The organism is Agromyces soli (assembly GCF_022811605.1).
Lineage (GTDB): Bacteria > Actinomycetota > Actinomycetes > Actinomycetales > Microbacteriaceae > Agromyces > Agromyces soli.
The window spans coordinates 2974929-2990205 of sequence record NZ_CP094533.1 but is presented as its reverse complement, the minus strand read 5'-3'; the positions used below and the strand labels follow the sequence as shown (position 1 = coordinate 2990205).

General features: G+C 69.6%; 17 protein-coding genes. 8 read left to right on the top strand and 9 right to left on the bottom strand.

Annotated elements, in window-relative coordinates; all coding sequences use genetic code 11:
* Window positions 1–17: 17 nt before the first annotated feature.
* Together MTP13_RS14335 and MTP13_RS14330 are read left to right on the top strand one after the other, a co-directional pair.
* Window positions 18–680: a DUF2510 domain-containing protein gene (locus MTP13_RS14335; RefSeq protein ID WP_243568380.1), complete on the top strand. Its 663-nt coding sequence runs from the start codon at window positions 18–20 to the stop codon at window positions 678–680.
* Between the two features lie 293 nt (window positions 681–973).
* On the top strand, window positions 974–1495 hold the full coding sequence (locus MTP13_RS14330; RefSeq protein WP_243568379.1) for a hypothetical protein: 522 nt from the start codon (window positions 974–976) through the stop codon (window positions 1493–1495).
* Window positions 1496–1511: 16 nt separating this feature from the next.
* Here MTP13_RS14330 and MTP13_RS14325 read toward each other — a convergent pair whose 3' ends face one another.
* Window positions 1512–1853, bottom strand: coding sequence for a hypothetical protein (locus MTP13_RS14325; RefSeq protein WP_243568378.1), 342 nt, complete (start codon window positions 1851–1853; stop codon window positions 1512–1514).
* Window positions 1850–2038, bottom strand: coding sequence for a hypothetical protein (locus MTP13_RS14320; protein WP_243568377.1), 189 nt, complete (start codon window positions 2036–2038; stop codon window positions 1850–1852). The genes MTP13_RS14325 and MTP13_RS14320 overlap by 4 nt, the downstream gene beginning before the upstream one ends.
* 98 nt (window positions 2039–2136) lie before the next feature.
* On the opposite strand from MTP13_RS14320, the gene MTP13_RS14315 reads away from it, so the two are divergent.
* Entirely contained in the window at window positions 2137–2649 is a 513-nt protein-coding gene (locus tag MTP13_RS14315; RefSeq protein ID WP_243568376.1) for a GNAT family N-acetyltransferase, read from the top strand.
* Between the two features lie 64 nt (window positions 2650–2713).
* Here MTP13_RS14315 and MTP13_RS14310 read toward each other — a convergent pair whose 3' ends face one another.
* From MTP13_RS14310 to MTP13_RS14295, 4 genes are all read right to left on the bottom strand, one after another.
* Complete coding sequence (locus MTP13_RS14310) at window positions 2714–3439, bottom strand: phosphotransferase (protein WP_243568375.1); 726 nt, start codon at window positions 3437–3439, stop codon at window positions 2714–2716.
* 25 nt (window positions 3440–3464) lie between these two features.
* The gene (locus MTP13_RS14305; protein WP_243568374.1) at window positions 3465–5840 is read right to left on the bottom strand and encodes an ATP-binding cassette domain-containing protein; all 2376 of its coding nucleotides are present in this window, start codon (window positions 5838–5840) and stop codon (window positions 3465–3467) included.
* Between the two features lie 71 nt (window positions 5841–5911).
* Window positions 5912–6319 (bottom strand): VOC family protein, encoded by a 408-nt coding sequence (locus MTP13_RS14300; protein ID WP_243568373.1) that lies wholly within the window; start codon window positions 6317–6319, stop codon window positions 5912–5914.
* Between the two features lie 5 nt (window positions 6320–6324).
* Window positions 6325–6783 carry a helix-turn-helix transcriptional regulator gene (locus MTP13_RS14295; RefSeq protein ID WP_243568372.1) on the bottom strand — a complete coding sequence of 153 codons (459 nt, stop codon included), beginning with the start codon at window positions 6781–6783 and terminating at the stop codon, window positions 6325–6327.
* 216 nt (window positions 6784–6999) lie between these two features.
* Between MTP13_RS14295 and MTP13_RS14290 the strand changes: the two genes are divergently transcribed.
* A complete protein-coding gene (locus tag MTP13_RS14290) occupies window positions 7000–7602 on the top strand; it encodes an HdeD family acid-resistance protein (protein WP_243568371.1) in 603 nt (200 codons plus the stop codon).
* 82 nt (window positions 7603–7684) lie between these two features.
* Here MTP13_RS14290 and MTP13_RS14285 read toward each other — a convergent pair whose 3' ends face one another.
* Complete coding sequence (locus MTP13_RS14285) at window positions 7685–8452, bottom strand: SDR family oxidoreductase (protein ID WP_243568370.1); 768 nt, start codon at window positions 8450–8452, stop codon at window positions 7685–7687.
* Between the two features lie 120 nt (window positions 8453–8572).
* Here MTP13_RS14285 and MTP13_RS14280 point away from each other — a divergent pair, with 120 nt between their 5' ends.
* The 4 genes from MTP13_RS14280 to MTP13_RS14265 all read left to right on the top strand — a co-directional run bounded on the left by MTP13_RS14280 (window position 8573) and on the right by MTP13_RS14265 (window position 11178).
* Window positions 8573–9046: an NfeD family protein gene (locus MTP13_RS14280; RefSeq protein ID WP_243568369.1), complete on the top strand. Its 474-nt coding sequence runs from the start codon at window positions 8573–8575 to the stop codon at window positions 9044–9046.
* Window positions 9043–9966: an SPFH domain-containing protein gene (locus MTP13_RS14275; protein WP_243568368.1), complete on the top strand. Its 924-nt coding sequence runs from the start codon at window positions 9043–9045 to the stop codon at window positions 9964–9966. The genes MTP13_RS14280 and MTP13_RS14275 overlap by 4 nt, the downstream gene beginning before the upstream one ends.
* A complete protein-coding gene (locus MTP13_RS14270; protein WP_243568367.1) occupies window positions 9963–10727 on the top strand; it encodes a glycerophosphodiester phosphodiesterase family protein in 765 nt (254 codons plus the stop codon). The genes MTP13_RS14275 and MTP13_RS14270 overlap by 4 nt, the downstream gene beginning before the upstream one ends.
* Before the next feature lie 85 nt (window positions 10728–10812).
* Window positions 10813–11178, top strand: a complete 366-nt coding sequence (locus tag MTP13_RS14265) for an RNA polymerase-binding protein RbpA (protein ID WP_189086779.1) — start codon at window positions 10813–10815, stop codon at window positions 11176–11178.
* Window positions 11179–11256: 78 nt separating this feature from the next.
* Here the strand turns inward: MTP13_RS14265 and lnt are convergent, their stop codons facing one another.
* Together lnt and MTP13_RS14255 are read right to left on the bottom strand one after the other, a co-directional pair.
* Complete coding sequence (gene lnt / locus MTP13_RS14260; RefSeq protein ID WP_243568366.1) at window positions 11257–12780, bottom strand: apolipoprotein N-acyltransferase; 1524 nt, start codon at window positions 12778–12780, stop codon at window positions 11257–11259.
* Between the two features lie 59 nt (window positions 12781–12839).
* On the bottom strand, window positions 12840–15272 hold the full coding sequence (locus MTP13_RS14255) for a DEAD/DEAH box helicase (protein WP_243568365.1): 2433 nt from the start codon (window positions 15270–15272) through the stop codon (window positions 12840–12842).
* Between the last annotated feature and the right edge of the window lie 5 nt (window positions 15273–15277).

Here is a 15277-nt window from a genome sequence, read left to right as displayed (position 1 = left end):
GGTGCGATGATGTGCCTGTGCATCCGCTGCCTCCGCCCCACGAATCCGCTGCTCCAGGCTGGTACGTCGATCCGATCGCGAACGACATGCTGCGTTGGTGGGATGGAGCCGACTGGTCCGAGACCGAGTTCAAGCTCGTCGAGACCGCCATGAAGATGGACCTTCGCAAGGCACCCCGTCCAAGGACAGATCCAGGAGATTCGCCTCGGGCGGCCAGTGAGCCGCGAGCCTCGAAGTTCACCTCGTTGGCATGGGCTCTGCTCCCGGTCCAGGTGTTTCTCACTGGTCTGATCACCTACGTGGTGATCGCCGCGTGGACCGTCATCGGCGGCGCCTACACGGAGGGCTTGCAGGTCATCGGGTTCGCGTACCTCTCCGCTCAGCTCACGATCGGAGCCTTCCTCGTTGGCCTCCCGCTCCGGATCGCTGAGTCGGCGCGCCGGTGGTGGTTTCGACACGCGCTCTGGGCACTCGCGCTGTTCGGGCTCGCTGCGGTTGGACTCCTGCTCTCCTTCGTCGTGGGCGACGCGGGTCCGGTCCACTACGCCGAGACAGCCGAGTGGCCCGCGACAGACGGCTACGGACCCGACACGCGAGTCTTCCTACCGTCGCTGGTGGTGCTCGCATTCGCCACGATGCATCTGCTCCCGCCGCTGCGCCGGTGGCGAACGGCGGCCTGACAAGCGCTTCCACTCCAGCGTCAAGATGCTCCACGGCCGCAGTGACTCGCGCACACTCGAGGCGTCGTGCCCTGGATCGGTGTCGCTGAGCGTGACGTTCCTCGGCTCTCGCCTTCCACGCTGCATGGACGAGATGGTTGACGGATTCTCGTGCCTGCGAGTTGCCAGCCCGGGGAAGTGGGGAGCAGGTTGCTGCAACGCCGAGACGGTCGGCCCTCTAATCGGACATAATGTGCATTATCGGCGCAGCGGAGTGTGGGTCGATGCTGGGCCAGCGCGGGTACATTCGTCGAATGGCAGCGCTGCGCATCACCGGCTGGGACGTCGTGCATCTGGATCGTTTGACCTTCATGTGGGTGCAGTCGATTCGGTTCGAGCTCGACGCCTCGAAGTCGGACCGCGAGTTGCTCGAACTGCTGATCTCGAGCCCGGGATACGGGCACGACTACGCGTCTCCCTTCGACGGTGAGGAAATGGTCGATCCACCGGTCATTCACGGTCGTTGGTACCTCGGGGCGATTCACCAGGGGCGATTCTCCGAGACGAGTGCAGAGCTTGCCCGGTCGGTGATTCGAACCTGGGTCGACGACCAGGACTGGCGCGATCCGGAGTATCGCCAGCCGCCGGAGGTGCACGAGCGTCTCGAACCGGTGTACGAGATCTTGCGTTCGGGGCGGGTCTACCGGCTCAGGAACCCGTCGGACGACTTCCTGCACGAGTACGGCTGCGTTACCGGAAATCTCGGGTTTCACGAGTTCGTCACGATCGATCGACGCTCGGGAGCCCTGTATCTCCTCGTCGCCAGCGACGACTGACGCCGCGCATGTGCACTCAGTTGTCGATGTGGATGGCTCCGCCGAGTGCGGACCACTCTCGCAGGAACTCGCTGGTGAGTGCGTATCCGAGCTGCTCGCTGCCCTCGGAGATGAAGCTGATGCGCAGCACGAGCTCGATCCCGTCGCCGCCCGCCGGTAGCTGAAGGCCGACCGCCGCTCGGGCGGCATCCCCGAGCACCTCGTCCAGTCGGCGCTGGCGTTCTCGCCAATCCTCGCCCGGCACTCGCTCCAGGTCCACGAGATGGTGCACCCGGGCGTCGTAGCCCGCTTCTCGCGCGCGCTCGAGGCTCGCGAAGACGTAGCTCGCCGAGACGAGCAGGGATCCGGGCTCGCTCAATGCGGGCCGAGTGCCTGACCGGCGGTATGAGCGGCCGCGAGTGCGTCGCTGTGCGACCGCTCCCCCGCGATGGTCGCGTCTGCGTCGCCGGCGCGGGTGCGGCTGCGACGCGACCTGACCGTGACCATGGCGGTGCCGGCGGCGAGAAGAACCACGAATCCGCCGAGCCAGAAGATGAGTTCCATGCCGCTCCCCCGTTCCTGTGTGCAGGAGCATACGCCCTGCGTGCAGAGAATGGAAGCACATTCTCCGATTCGCTCGGCGGCCGCGATAGCGTCGGAGGATGAGCTTCACCATTCGCGCCGCGGGCGGCTCAGATTTCGCCGCGACCGAGCAGATCGAGCGCGACGCCGATCAGCTGTTCGTGGACCGCTTCGAGGCCCGGGACTGGCCGCCGCCGACGTCCGCAGCTGCGCGCGCTGGGGCGCCCGGGTTCACCCTCGTCGCCGCCGCATCGGAGTCGGATGCCTCAGCGCACGTGCTCGGCTTCGCCCAGGTGCTCGAGATCGCCGGGCAGGCGCATCTCGAACAGCTCTCCGTGCGCCCGACCGAGGGACGCCGTGGTGTCGGCGGGAGTCTCATCGACGCGGCGGCGGACGAGGCCAAGGCGCGTGGATACTCCGCCCTGACGCTGCGCACCTACGCGGACGTGCCCTGGAATGGCCCGTTCTACCTCCGGCACGGATTCCGCGAAACCGAACCGACCACGGACTTCGAGCTCAGCCTGCTCGCCATCGAAGCGGCGCTCGGGCTCAACGCCTACGGCCGCCGCACGCAGATGACGCGCAGGCTCTGAGGCCGGCGGGCACAGCTCAGTCCCGCTCCCCGAGCCCGGACCGGATGGCCGCGGCATCTGCGCGCTACATCGCGGCATGCTCGAGGAGATCCGCCCGTCCGGTCTCGGCGGCGCGGTCGCGCGTGAACGCCTCGAGCTCGTCGAGCCGCTCGGCGGCGACGGCGAGCACCTGCCGGGGCGAGGCATCCGTCCCGTAGGCGTCGAGCAGGCTGCGGAGGCGGGCGGCTCGATCGAGACCATCGGTGTCCGGCGCGTCGGCGGCGTAGGGGACGATGCGGTAGGCGAGGTACGCGAGATCCCAGATCCGAGGCCCCGGCGAAGCGAGATCGAAATCGATCGCTCCGACGAGCTCGTCGTCGCGCACGATGAGGTTGTACGTGGCGAAATCGTTGTGGCAGACGACCTCGACGGGCTCCCGCGCGGCGGTGCGCCAGACGAGATCAGCCCCGGTGAGCGGCACGCTCGCGTCGTGGATGCGCTTGAGTAGCCTACCTGCGTCGACCAGCACCCGCTCCGACCAGAGCAGCTCCGGATCGGCTGCCGCGAGATTCTCGCCCTCGACGAAGGAGAGCATCTCGCGGCCGCGCTCGTCCAGGCCGAGCGGTTCGGGGATGCCGACGACCCCGGACTCGCGCAGCAGCGCCAGAAGTCGCTGCACGGCCGGGGTCCACTCCCCCGCGGGGCGCCGGACCGTGTCGCCGATGCGGAGCACCTCGCCCATGTTGCCGCCGGCGAGTACCTCGCCGACCCCGCTCGTCGCAGATCGGGAGGCGTTCGCCGCTTCGCTCATTCCGTGAGCCTATCGAGGCGTGCGGTCACGCCCCGACGTACTCGGCCAGGTGCTTGCCGGTCAGCGTGGACCTCGACGCGACCAGTTCGGCCGGCGTGCCCTCGAAGACGACGAGCCCGCCGTCGTGCCCGGCGCCGGGGCCGAGGTCGATGATCCAGTCTGCATGCGCCATCACCGCCTGGTGGTGCTCGATCACGATGACCGACTTGCCGGAGTCGACCAGTCGATCGAGCAGACCGAGCAGGTTCTCGACATCGGCGAGGTGCAGGCCGGTCGTGGGCTCGTCGAGCACGTAGACCTCGCCCGTCTCCCCCATGGCGATCGCGAGCTTGACGCGTTGGCGCTCACCGCCGGAGAGCGTCGAGAGCGGCTGCCCGAGCGTCAGGTAGCCGAGTCCGACGTCGGCGAGCCGCCCGAGGATGGCCACCGCAGCGGGGATCTTCGCCTCACCCTCGGCGAAGAAGTCGCGCGCCTGTGCGACCGGGAGGTCGAGCACCTCGGTGATGTCGAGTCCGCCCAGCTTGTACTCGAGCACGGCGGCCTGAAAGCGCTTGCCGCCGCAGTCCTCGCAGGGCGTCTCGATGGTGTCCATGAAGCCGAGCTCGGTGATGATGACGCCCGATCCCTTGCACGTCGGGCAGGCGCCCTCGGAGTTCGCGCTGAACAGCGCCGGCTTCACGCCGTTGGCCTTCGCGAAGGCCTTGCGGATCGGCTCGAGGAGCCCCGTGTACGTGGCCGGGTTGCTGCGTCGCGATCCCTTGATCGCGCCCTGGTCGATCGAGACGACGCCAGGGCGCTTCACCACGGAGTTGTGGATGAGCGAGCTCTTGCCCGAACCGGCCACGCCGGTCACCACCGTGAGCACGCCGAGCGGCAGGTCGACGTCGACGTCGCGGAGGTTGTGCTCGTTGGCTCCGCGCACCTCGATCGCGCCGGTTGACCTGCGCACCTCCGGCTTGATCGACGCCCGGTCGTCGAGGTGTCGGCCGGTGAGCGTGCCGCTCCGCTTGAGCCCCTCGACGTCGCCCTCGAAGCAGATCTCGCCGCCGTTGCTGCCGGCGCCCGGCCCGAGATCGACGACATGGTCGGCGATGGCGATCGTCTCGGGCTTGTGCTCGACGACGAGCACCGTGTTGCCCTTGTCGCGCAACTGCTCGAGCAGGCCGTTCATGCGCTGGATGTCGTGCGGGTGCAGGCCGATGGTCGGCTCGTCGAACACGTAGGTGATGTCCGTGAGCGAGGAGCCGAGATGCCGGAGCATCTTGATGCGCTGCGCCTCGCCGCCGGACAGCGTGCCCGACGGCCGCTCGAGGCTCAGGTAGCCGAGGCCCAGGGTGACGAAGGCGTCGAGGTTGGCGCTGAGCGCGCCGAGCAGCGGCCCCGCCTCGGGCAGCTCGAGCCCGCGCACCCAGTCGGCGAGGTCGGTCACCTGCATGCGGCACGCGTCGGCGATGCTGATGCCGTCGATCTTCGAGGACCTGGCGCCCTCGGTGAGGCGGGTGCCATCGCACTCGGGGCACGTCGCGAAGGAGGCGACCCGCTCGACGAAGGCCCGGATGTGCGGCTGCAGGGCGTCGAGATCCTTCGAGAGCATCGACTTCGTGAGCTTCGGGATGAGCCCCTCGTACGTCATGTTGATGCCGCTGATCTTGACCTTCGTCACCTCGCCGTAGAGGAAGAGGTGCCGCTGCTTCTCGGTGAACTGCCCCACCGGCTTGTCGGCGGGATAGAAGCCCGACTCCGAGAAGCCCTTCACCATCCAGCCGTCGGCCGTGTAGCCGGGCACCATGATCGCGCCCTCGTTCAGCGACTTCGACTCGTCGACGATCTGCGTCAGGTCGAGATCGGAGACCTGCCCGCGGCCCTCGCACCGCGGGCACATGCCGCCGAGGTAGATCGCGTCCTTCACGATCTTCTTCTCGCCGCCGGGCCCGGTCATCACTCCGCTCGCCTTCTGCGTCGGGATGTTGAAGGAGAACGCCGTCGGGCCGCCGATGTACGGCCGGCCGAGCTTGCTGAACAGGATGCGCAGCATCGCGTTCGCGTCGGTGACCGTGCCGACGGTGGAGCGCGGGTTCGCACCGAGTCGCTCCTGGTCAACAATGATCGCCGTCGTAAGCCCTTCGAGCACGTCGACGTCGGGCCGTGGCACCGAGGGCATGAAGCCCTGCACGAAGGCGCTGTAGGTCTCGTCGATCATGCGCCGGGACTCGGCCGCGATCGTGTCGAAGACGAGCGAGCTCTTGCCGGAGCCGGAGACGCCGGTGAAGACGGTGAGCCGGCGCTTCGGGAGCTCGACGTTCACGTCCTTCAGGTTGTTCTCGCGGGCGCCGCGCACGAGGATGCGCTCGTGCTGATCGGCGGGGTGCTCGGTCGCGTCGGTCGTCGCGGCGTCGGTCATGGCTGCTCCATCATTCGGCGGTTCGGCTCTAGCTGGGGTCGGCGGTGCGGTCGGGGTCGGACGGATGACGTTCAGCTCGGCTGCTGGATGCGCACCATGTTGCCGGCGGGGTCGCGGAACGCGCAGTCGCGCACGCCGTAGGGCTGGTCGATGGGCTCCTGCGCCACCTCGGCGCCGCTCGACTGCACCCGGTCGAACGCGGCGTCGACGTCGTCCGCGGCGAGCACGATGCTCGCGAAGGTGCCCTTCGCCATCATCTCGGCGATGGTGCGCTGCTCGTCGGCGGTGATGCCGGGGTCAGCGTTCGGCGGATACAGCACCACCGAGTTCGTCTGCTGCGGTGCGCCGAGCGTCAGCCAGCGCAGGCCGTCGTAGCCGACGTCGTTGCGCAGCTCGAACCCCAGCACGTCGCGGTAGAAGGCGAGGGATGCCTCGGCATCCGTGTGCGGAAGGAAGGTGTACTGAATCGAGATGTCCATGCGCGTCACGCTAGTCGCTGCGGTTTCGGGCGCGCTTCTCGATTCCTGATCGGTCTCGTGGCGCGCTTGGCGAGCACCGACGGTACGCCCTCGAGGGGGCCGGCGGTCTGCCCGCGGAACTCGCTCGGCGGCACCCCGACGAGCTCGGTGAAGCGGGTGCTGAACGTGCCGAGCGACGAGCAGCCCACCTCGAAGCAGACCTCGGTGACGCTGAGATCGCCGCGTCGGAGCAGCGCCATCGCCCGCTCGATGCGGCGGGTCATGAGGTAGCTGTAGACGGATTCGCCGTAGGCGGCCTTGAACTCGCGACTGAGATGGCCGGCGGACATGTTCGCACCGCGGGCGAGCTCGTCGACGTTGAGGGGTCGCGCGTACTCGCGATCGATGCGGTCGCGGACGCGGCGCAGGCGGGCGAGGTCGGCGAGGCGCTGTCGTTCGCGCTCGGCGTCGGCGTGCTCGGCCATCTCTCCCCCGCGTGCGTCTCGTTCGGTGCGGGCGACGCGCCGCCCTCGGACCTGAAGCGACGCTAGCGCACGCGCCCGACATCCGGTGCGGTGCCGGATCGAGTAGCTTCCGTCGCGCGAGGTCGCATCGCGACGCGCGGGTTCACATCCGACACTCAGCTTGCGCGGCGGCCTAGCCTGGCCCCGTATCTCCAAGTCGTGAGAAAGGAACCGCTCATGTCAACGCCCCAGTCGGACGGCGTCTTCGCTGCGTTCTCGCTCGATGCGAGGGACCTGACGAAGTCCGCCATCAACACGGTGCGCGCCACCCTGGGCATCTCCGGTGCCGTCGCGCTCATCTTCGGTCTGCTGATCACCTTCTGGCCGAAGAACTCCGCCGTGGTCATCACGATCCTCTTCGGGATCTACTTCATCATCGCGGGCCTCGCGTACCTCGGCCTCGGCATCTTCTCGAAGGGGATCTCGGGCGGGGCGAGGGCGCTCGACATCATTCTCGGCGTCCTGTTCGTCATCGGCGGCGTGATCGTGCTCGCGAACCCCAGTGAATCGGCGGTCATCCTCGGCCTGTTCCTCGGCCTGTTCGTCGGCATCCTGTGGATCGTCGAGGGCATCGTGGCGCTCGTCCAGTCGGGCGACGCGGCGTCGAAGGGATGGGCGATCTTCTTCGGCATCCTGAGCGTCGTGGCCGGTGTCGTGCTGCTCTTCTCGCCGCTCTGGGGCGCGGTCGTGCTGTTCATCTTCGCGGGCATCGCGCTCATCGTGCTGGGCATCGTGCAGATCGTGCGCGCCTTCACCTTCGGCAAGGGCGTCACCGCCTGACGCGGATCGCGAACGACGACGGCCGGCCGTCGGAAGCCCCGCTTCCGCCGGCCGGCCGTTTCGTCTTCGGCGTGCTCGCCCGTCAGGCCTCGGGCGCGAAGCCCGAGACGTCGCCGACGAGCCGCGTGTGCTCGGCGGGGATCGGATCCACGGCGGCCTGGGCGACCTCGGCCGCGAACTCGGACACGTTGTAGAGCCGGCCCGCGTCCTCGCGGCGGGCGGCGATGGCGCCGGGGTTCGCGCGCTCGAGCAGGGTGGCGGTGATGGTGCCCTCGATCATGTCGCCCGAGACGACGACGAACTCGATGCCCGCCGCGTCGAACTCCGGGAGCTTGGCGCGGAGCGCGTCCTCACCCGCGCGCTTCGAGAGCGCCACCGGCTCGTACTCCGGCATCGTCGGGGTGGTGCGGATGAAGTGGGCCTGGTGGCTCGTCACGAAGACGATGCGCGCGCCATCGGCGAGGAACGGCAGCGCCTGCTCGACGACGTTGAGCTGAGCGTCGCGGTTCAGTCGCATGGCGTAGTCCTCGCCCATGCCGGACTCCATGCCGCCGGAGGCGTTCAGCACGAGGAGATCGACCCGGCCGAGCTCGGCGACGGTGCGCTCGAACATCGCGGTGACGGAGGCCGCGTCGGTGAGGTCGGCGCCGACCGCGATGGCGCGGCCGCCCGCCTCGGTGATCTCGGCCACGACCTTGTCGGCGCGCGGGGCCTTGCTGCGGTAGTTCACGACGACCGCGGCGCCGGCGGCGGCGAGATACCGCACCGTGTCGGCGCCGATGCCCCGGGACGAACCGGTCACGAGCGCGACCTTGCCGTCGAGCGTTGCGGGGGCGAGCGGGCTGGTCACTGGCGGACTCCTCGGGGGTCGGTTCGGGCGGCCGAACGGACGCCGAACCCGAGGATATCAATCCCCGTATGCCGAGGCCGGGCTGCTAGTTTCGAGTGGGGCGTTCGAAGGAGAAGGAAAGTGGATGTACTGACCGAGTACGCCTGGATCGCGTGGATCGTGCTGATCCTCGCGTTCGCGACGATCGAGGTCTTCACCCTCGAGATGACGTTCCTGATGCTCGCCCTCGGCAGCGTCGCCGGTCTCGTCTCGGGCGCCTTCGGCATCCCGTGGTGGGCGCAGTTCCTCATCGCGGCCATCGTCGCCGTCGTGCTCATCTTCACGCTCCGTCCGCCCCTTCTGCGGCGGCTGCGTCGCGGTGGCGATCCGGCGAGGAGCAACATCGACGCCCTGATCGGCGCCGACGGCGCCGTCGTCAGCACGCTCACGCAGGCCGGCGGCCAGGTCCGTCTGCAGAACGGGGAGACCTGGACGGCCAGGCTCTCCCCCATCACCGAACAGCGCGATGTCGCGGTCGGCGAGAAGGTTCTCGTCACCGGCATCGACGGCGCGACGGCGGTCGTCGTGCCGGTAGAGAGGAGCGCCGCGTCGTGATCGACGTCCCCACCATCATCGTCACGATCGTCGTGGCGGCGGTCGCGATCTTCGTGATCGTCGTCATCGCCCGGTCGATCCGGATCATCCCGCAGGCCTACTCCGGCGTCGTCGAACGACTCGGCCGGTACCACAAGACGCTCACCCCGGGTCTGAACGTGCTCGTCCCGTTCATCGACCGGCTGCGTCCGCTCGTCGACATGCGCGAGCAGGTCGTGTCGTTCCCGCCGCAGCCCGTGATCACCGAGGACAACCTCGTGGTCTCCATCGACACGGTGGTCTACTTCCAGGTCACCGACGCGCGGGCCGCGACCTACGAGATCGCGAACTACCTGGGCGCCGTCGAGCAGCTCACGACCACGACGCTCCGCAACGTCGTCGGCGGGCTGAACCTCGAGGAGGCGCTCACCAGCCGCGACAACATCAACGGCCAGCTCCGCATCGTCCTCGACGAGGCCACCGGCAAGTGGGGCATCCGCGTCTCGCGCGTCGAGCTGAAGGCGATCGACCCGCCCGTGTCCATCCAGGACTCGATGGAGAAGCAGATGCGCGCCGAGCGCGACCGCCGCGCCGCGATCCTCACCGCCGAGGGCACGAAGCAGTCCGCCATCCTCGAGGCCGAAGGCCTCCGGCAGGCCGAGATCCTCCGTGCGGAGGGCGACGCCAAGGCCGCCGTGCTTCGCGCGCAGGGCGAGGCCGAGGCGATCCAGACCGTCTTCCGCGCCATCCACGAGGGCGACGCCGACCCGAAGCTGCTCGCCTACCAGTACCTGCAGACGCTCCCGCAGCTCGCGCAGGGTCAGGCCAACAAGCTCTGGATCGTGCCGAGCGAGCTCACGGAGGCGCTGAAGGGCATCGGCAAGGCGTTCACCCCCGGTGGCGCCGCCGGCGCTCGTGCGGAGGGCCAGCCGCCGCAGTGAGCGACGACGTCACGACGGCGTACTTCGAGGGCGGGCCCCCGCGCGTGCTGGCGCACCGGGGGCTCGCCCTCGAGGCTCCCGAGAACACCCTGCTCGCCTTCGCGAAGGCCGTCGCGATCGGCGTCACCCACGTCGAGACCGACGTGCATGTCTCGCACGACGGCGTCGCGGTGATCGCGCACGACCCGACCCTGGAGCGAGTGGCCGCCCGGCCGGTCCGGGTCGAGCAGCTCACCATGCCCGAACTCCGCCGCGTCGAGCTCGGCGAGGGCCAGGGATTCGCAAGCCTGGCCGAGGCGCTCGACGGCTTCGGCGAGACCCGGTTCAACATCGATGTGAAGACCGAGGCGGCGGTCGCGCCGACGATCGAGGCGGTGCGACGCACCCGGGCGGCCGATCGGGTGCTGCTGACGAGCTTCTCGGAGCGCCGTCGGCTCCGCCTCGCCGCCGCGATCCCCGGCGTCGCGACTTCGGCCGGTGGCAGCGGGGTGCTGGCGGCCCGCTCGGCGGCGCTGAGCGGCAACCGGGCCCTCCTCCGGCGCGCGCTCCGGGGCGCGCGGGCGCTGCAGATCCCCGAGCGGGCGAACGGCCTCCGGCTCGTGACGCCGCGCTTCCTCCGCGCGCTGCACGAGGTCGACGTCGAGATGCACGTGTGGACGGTGAACGATCCGCTCGATATGCGTCGACTGCTCGCCCTCGGCGTGGACGGCCTCGTCACCGATCGCGCGGACGTCGCGCTGGAGCTCCTCGCCGAACACTGAGAATTCCCCGACAATTCCACGGCCGCTGGCAAGGGAACGCCCAGCTTGATCGTTTAGAACTGTAAGCGATCGAGAGGAGCCCACCATGGCCGACCGGAGCCTTCGAGGCATGCGAATCGGTTCGCAGAGCCTGCAGAGTGAAGACGGTGTGGTGTTCGCCGACCGCGCCGAGTACACCTACCGCTGCGCGACGTGCGAACGCGAGACCGTGATGGTCTTCTCCACCGAGGCCGAGCTCCCCGAAGTGTGGGAGTGCCGCTTCTGCGGCGCCGAGGCGACGCTGCTCGTCGACTCCAAGCCCGTCGAGGTCGACCGCTCCGGCGAAAAGGCCGCGCGCACCCACTGGGACATGCTGCTCGAGCGCCGCACGATCCCCGAGCTCGAAGAGCTCCTCGCTGAGCGCCTCAACTACCTGCGGGCCCGTCGCGGCCAGCAGAAGATCGGCGCCTGAAGACCATCGGAGTCAGACCGCTTCGACTACGACGAACGCCCCGCACGAGCGGGGCGTTCGTCATTTCTCCGAAGCCGTTCAGCCGCGCCGCCGACGGGCGGCGAAGCCCGCGGCGATGAGCCCGGCGAACGAGAGCACCCCGATCGCCCCCGGCACCCACGGCCCGAGGAAGACCGCCGGCGTGAGGCCGGTGCGGAGCTCGACGTCGGTCAGCATCGCGCCGGGCACATCCGCCTTGAGCCCGTCGATCGTGCGGCCCGTGGGATCCATCACCTGGCTCGTCCCGACCGTCGAGAGATTCACCACGGAGCGACCCGTCTCGATCGCCCGCAGCCGCGCGATCGCGAGCTGCTGCAGGTTCTCGTCGGTGCCGCGGAAGTCGGCGTTGTTCGTCTGCAGCAGATAGACCTCGGCGCCGTCGCGGGCACCCTCCCAGATCAGGCCGTCGTAGATGACGTCGAAGCAGATGGCGAGGCCCGCGAGGGTGCCGTCGAGATCGAACACCGGCGGATTCGTGCCCGCGGAGTAGCCGCGCTGCACGAGCGAGATCAGGTCCGGGGCGAAGAACATGTAGAAGTCGCGGTCGGGGATGTACTCGCCGAAGGGCACCGGGTTCCGTTTGTCGTAGAAGGCGGTGGCCCCCTCGCCGGCGCGCCAGAGCATCGAGGTGTTGTAGTACTTCTCGTCGCGGTAGCTGACCGCGTTCATGATGAACGGGGCGTCGACCTGTTCCGCGATCCGGTCGAGTGCGGCCGCGGCGCTCGGGTTCCCGAGCGGATCGAGGTCGACCGAGCCCTCCGGCCAGAGCAGCACGTCGACATCATCTGCGTCGAAGAGCGGCTCGCTCGCCTCGAGCTGACTGCGGAAGATCTCCCCGGGCTCCCGTTCGTCGAAGTAGCCGGCCGGCCCGTTGCCCTGCGCGCTCGCGACGCGGAGCTCGCCGTTCGGCGTGGTCGGCCAGGCGGGCAGCAGGAGCGCGACCACGAGCGTGGCGGCGACGGGCAGCGCCCCGCGCCAGTCGTTCCAGGCGCGGGTGCGGACCCATTCGATGATCGCGGCCACGAGGAACACCATCACGAAGCCGAGGCCGGATGAGCCGCCCCAGGAGACGAGCTGCGCGAATGGGCTCTCGGACTGGCTGAGGGCCGCTCTCGCCCACGGGAAGCCGCCGTACGGCACCGAGCCCACGACGTTCTCGCGGAGCACCCAGAGGCCCGCGACGAGCGCGGGCAGGGCAAGGAGCCGGCCGAAGCGACCGGGGAGGGCACGCGGCATCCACCGGTAGGCCAGTGCGATCGCGAGCGCGCCGACGGCGACGAAGGCCGCCTCGAACAGCGAGAGCGCGAGCCACGGGATCGGCCCCAGGTACCGGCCGGTCCAGGAGACGTCGACGAGGTAGAAGGTGGCCCCGAAGACGTAGCCCATCAGCAGGGCTCCGCCGATGCTGCGCCCGATGAGGGTCAGGAGGGCGAGCGCGATGCCGGCGAAGGCGAGCGGCCAGATGCTCGCACCGGGGAAGCCGAGGTCGTAGACGAACGCGGCCCCGACGGCGGCGGGGAGCGCCGCCCACCAGGGCAGCAGGGGGCGAGGGCGTTCTGGCACGGGGGAAATCCTAGGCGCAGGAGGCTGGGCGTCGGCCGCGCTCGCGGCCGCGGCCGCGCTCACGCGACGACCGTGTCGATCACGACGCCGCGGCGGACGCCGTCGATCGCGTCGCGGGCTCGGATGGCGAGTTCGGAGTCCGCGACGATCGAGATCTGATCGAGGAGGTCGATGACCTGCTTCGTCAGGCGCACGAAGTCGCCCGCGGCGAGCTCGATGTCCTCCAGGACGACGCCGAGCGGCACCCCGCGGGCCCAGGCGTGCATCGCCTGCGCGAGGGCCGGAGACGGCTGCTCCGGGCCGCTGAGACGGTGATCCCGTTCGAGGTCGTCGAGTTCCGACCAGACGTCGGTCGTGCGGTCGAACGCTTCCCGGAACCCGCCGCGCGGGAGCCGGTACTCGACCCCGCGATCGTCGCGGCGGGGCTCGTAGACGAGCGCAGCCGCCATGGCGGCGAGTCCTGGCGCGTCGAGTTCCGTCCAGAGCCCGCGCCGCAGCGACTCGGCCACCAGCAGGTCGCGTTCCCCGTAGATGCGCTTCAGGATGCGGCCGTCGGGTGTGGAGACGAGGGCCCCGTGACGGTCCCGTTCGAGGTAGCCGAGCCGTTCGAGCACCTCGGTCACCCGGTCGAAGCGCTTCGCGACCTGGCCGGTTCGGGTGCGGATCTGCGACTGCAGCTGGTCGTGCTCCTTGCGCAGCCGCCACCACCGCTCGGCCCAGCGGGCGTGCGCCTCCCGTTCGGCGCAGCCGTGGCAGGGGTGGGCCCGGAGCGCCTTGCGCAGGCCCGCGATCTCCCGCTGCATCCGTTCGCGCTGCGCGTTCGTGGGGTTGCCCTTCGCCTGCTTTCGCTCGAGCTCGGCGATGTTCCGCCGGATCCCCGCGTACTCGCCGAAGTCGCCGAGATGGCAGCGCATCGCCTGCTCGAAGCCGGCGAGCGACTCCTCCTGCTTGCGGAGCGTGCGGGCGAGGTCGACGACGGCGCGGTCGGCCTGGAACTGCGCGAAGGAGAGCTCGAGGATCTGCCGGGTGCGTTCCCGGCCGAACTGGTCGATCAGGTTCACGGCCATGTTGTACGTCGGCTTGAAGCTCGAGTTCATCGGGTAGCTGCGGCGCGAGGCGAGCGCGGCCACGGCCTCCGGGTCGAGCCCCTCGACCCACTGGATCACCGAGTGCCCCTCGACGTCGATGCCGCGGCGGCCCGCCCGTCCCGTGAGCTGGGTGTACTCCCCCGGCGTGATCGGCACGCGCGCCTCGCCGTTGAACTTCTCCAGCTTCTCGAGCACCACCGAGCGCGCCGGCATGTTCACGCCCAGGGCGAGCGTCTCGGTCGCGAACACGACCTTCAGCAGCTTCTGCTGGAAGAGCTCCTCGACGATCTCCTTGAACGCCGGCAGCATGCCCGCGTGGTGCGCCGCGACGCCGCGCTGCAGCCCCTCGAGCCACTCCCAGTAGCCGAGCACCGCGAGGTCCTCGTCGCGGAAGGTGCGCACCCGCGCCTCGACGATCTTGCGGATCTCGTCGCGCTCGTGCGCCTCGGTGAGCCGGAGCCCGCTGCGCAGCAGCTGGCGGACCGCCTGGTCGCAGCCGGCGCGGGAGAAGATGAAGACGATCGCGGGCAGCAGGTGCTTCTGCTGCAGCATCGCGACGAGTTCCGGGCGATCCACCCGGCCGCCGCCCTGCTGACCCCGGTGGTACCCGCCCCGGTCGCTGCCCCGCCGCCCGCGCTGCGAGCGGCCGCCGAGGGACCGGCTGCTCGCCCTGGCGAGCTGCTTGAGCTCGGGGTTCACCCGGTGCGTCGCCGCCTGGCCGGAGGAGTCGAAGAGGTCGAGCAGCTTCTGCCGCACGAGCACGTGCTGTTCGAGCGGCACCGGCCGCTCCTCGGAGACGATCACGTCGGTGTCGCCCCGGACGGCCTGCAGCCAGTCGCCGAACTCCTCCGCGTTCGACACGGTCGCGCTCAGCGAGACGAGGCGCACGGCCTCGGGCAGGTGGATGATGACCTCCTCCCAGACCGCGCCGCGGAAGCGGTCGGCGAGGTAGTGCACCTCGTCCATGACGACGTACGCGAGCCGGTCGAGGAGCGGCGAGTCGGCGTAGAGCATGTTGCGCAGCACCTCGGTCGTCATGACGACGATGCGCGCACTCGAGTTGACGTTCGTGTCGCCCGTGAGCAGTCCGACCTGATCGGCGCCCCAGGCGTCGACGAACTCCTGGTACTTCTGGTTGGACAACGCCTTGATCGGCGTCGTGTAGAACACCTTCGCGCCGGGCTCCTGCATGGCGAGGAAGACCGCGAACTCCGCGACGATCGTCTTGCCGGCGCCGGTCGGCGCGGCGACGAGCACGCTGCGCCCCTCGTCGAGGGCGCTGCACGCGGCGCGCTGGAAGGGGTCGAGGTCGAATCGGATGGTCGCCTGGAACTCCGCGACCCGCGGCTGCCTGCGTTGCTGCCGCGAGAGGGCGTACCGCTCCGACGGAGAGGAGGTCGTCACCCGTC

What these genes read in the sequence shown, in the direction of transcription:
- MTP13_RS14330 (WP_243568379.1), top strand. Translation starts at nt 974, where the DNA reads ATGGCAGCGCTGCGCATCACCGGCTGGGACGTCGTGCATCTGGATCGT.
- MTP13_RS14320 (WP_243568377.1), bottom strand. Translation starts at nt 2,038, where the DNA reads ATGGAACTCATCTTCTGGCTCGGCGGATTCGTGGTTCTTCTCGCCGCC.
- MTP13_RS14315 (WP_243568376.1), top strand. Translation starts at nt 2,137, where the DNA reads ATGAGCTTCACCATTCGCGCCGCGGGCGGCTCAGATTTCGCCGCGACC.
- MTP13_RS14310 (WP_243568375.1), bottom strand. Translation starts at nt 3,439, where the DNA reads ATGAGCGAAGCGGCGAACGCCTCCCGATCTGCGACGAGCGGGGTCGGC.
- MTP13_RS14305 (WP_243568374.1), bottom strand. Translation starts at nt 5,840, where the DNA reads ATGACCGACGCCGCGACGACCGACGCGACCGAGCACCCCGCCGATCAG.
- MTP13_RS14300 (WP_243568373.1), bottom strand. Translation starts at nt 6,319, where the DNA reads ATGGACATCTCGATTCAGTACACCTTCCTTCCGCACACGGATGCCGAG.
- MTP13_RS14295 (WP_243568372.1), bottom strand. Translation starts at nt 6,783, where the DNA reads ATGGCCGAGCACGCCGACGCCGAGCGCGAACGACAGCGCCTCGCCGAC.
- MTP13_RS14290 (WP_243568371.1), top strand. Translation starts at nt 7,000, where the DNA reads ATGTCAACGCCCCAGTCGGACGGCGTCTTCGCTGCGTTCTCGCTCGAT.
- MTP13_RS14265 (WP_189086779.1), top strand. Translation starts at nt 10,813, where the DNA reads ATGGCCGACCGGAGCCTTCGAGGCATGCGAATCGGTTCGCAGAGCCTG.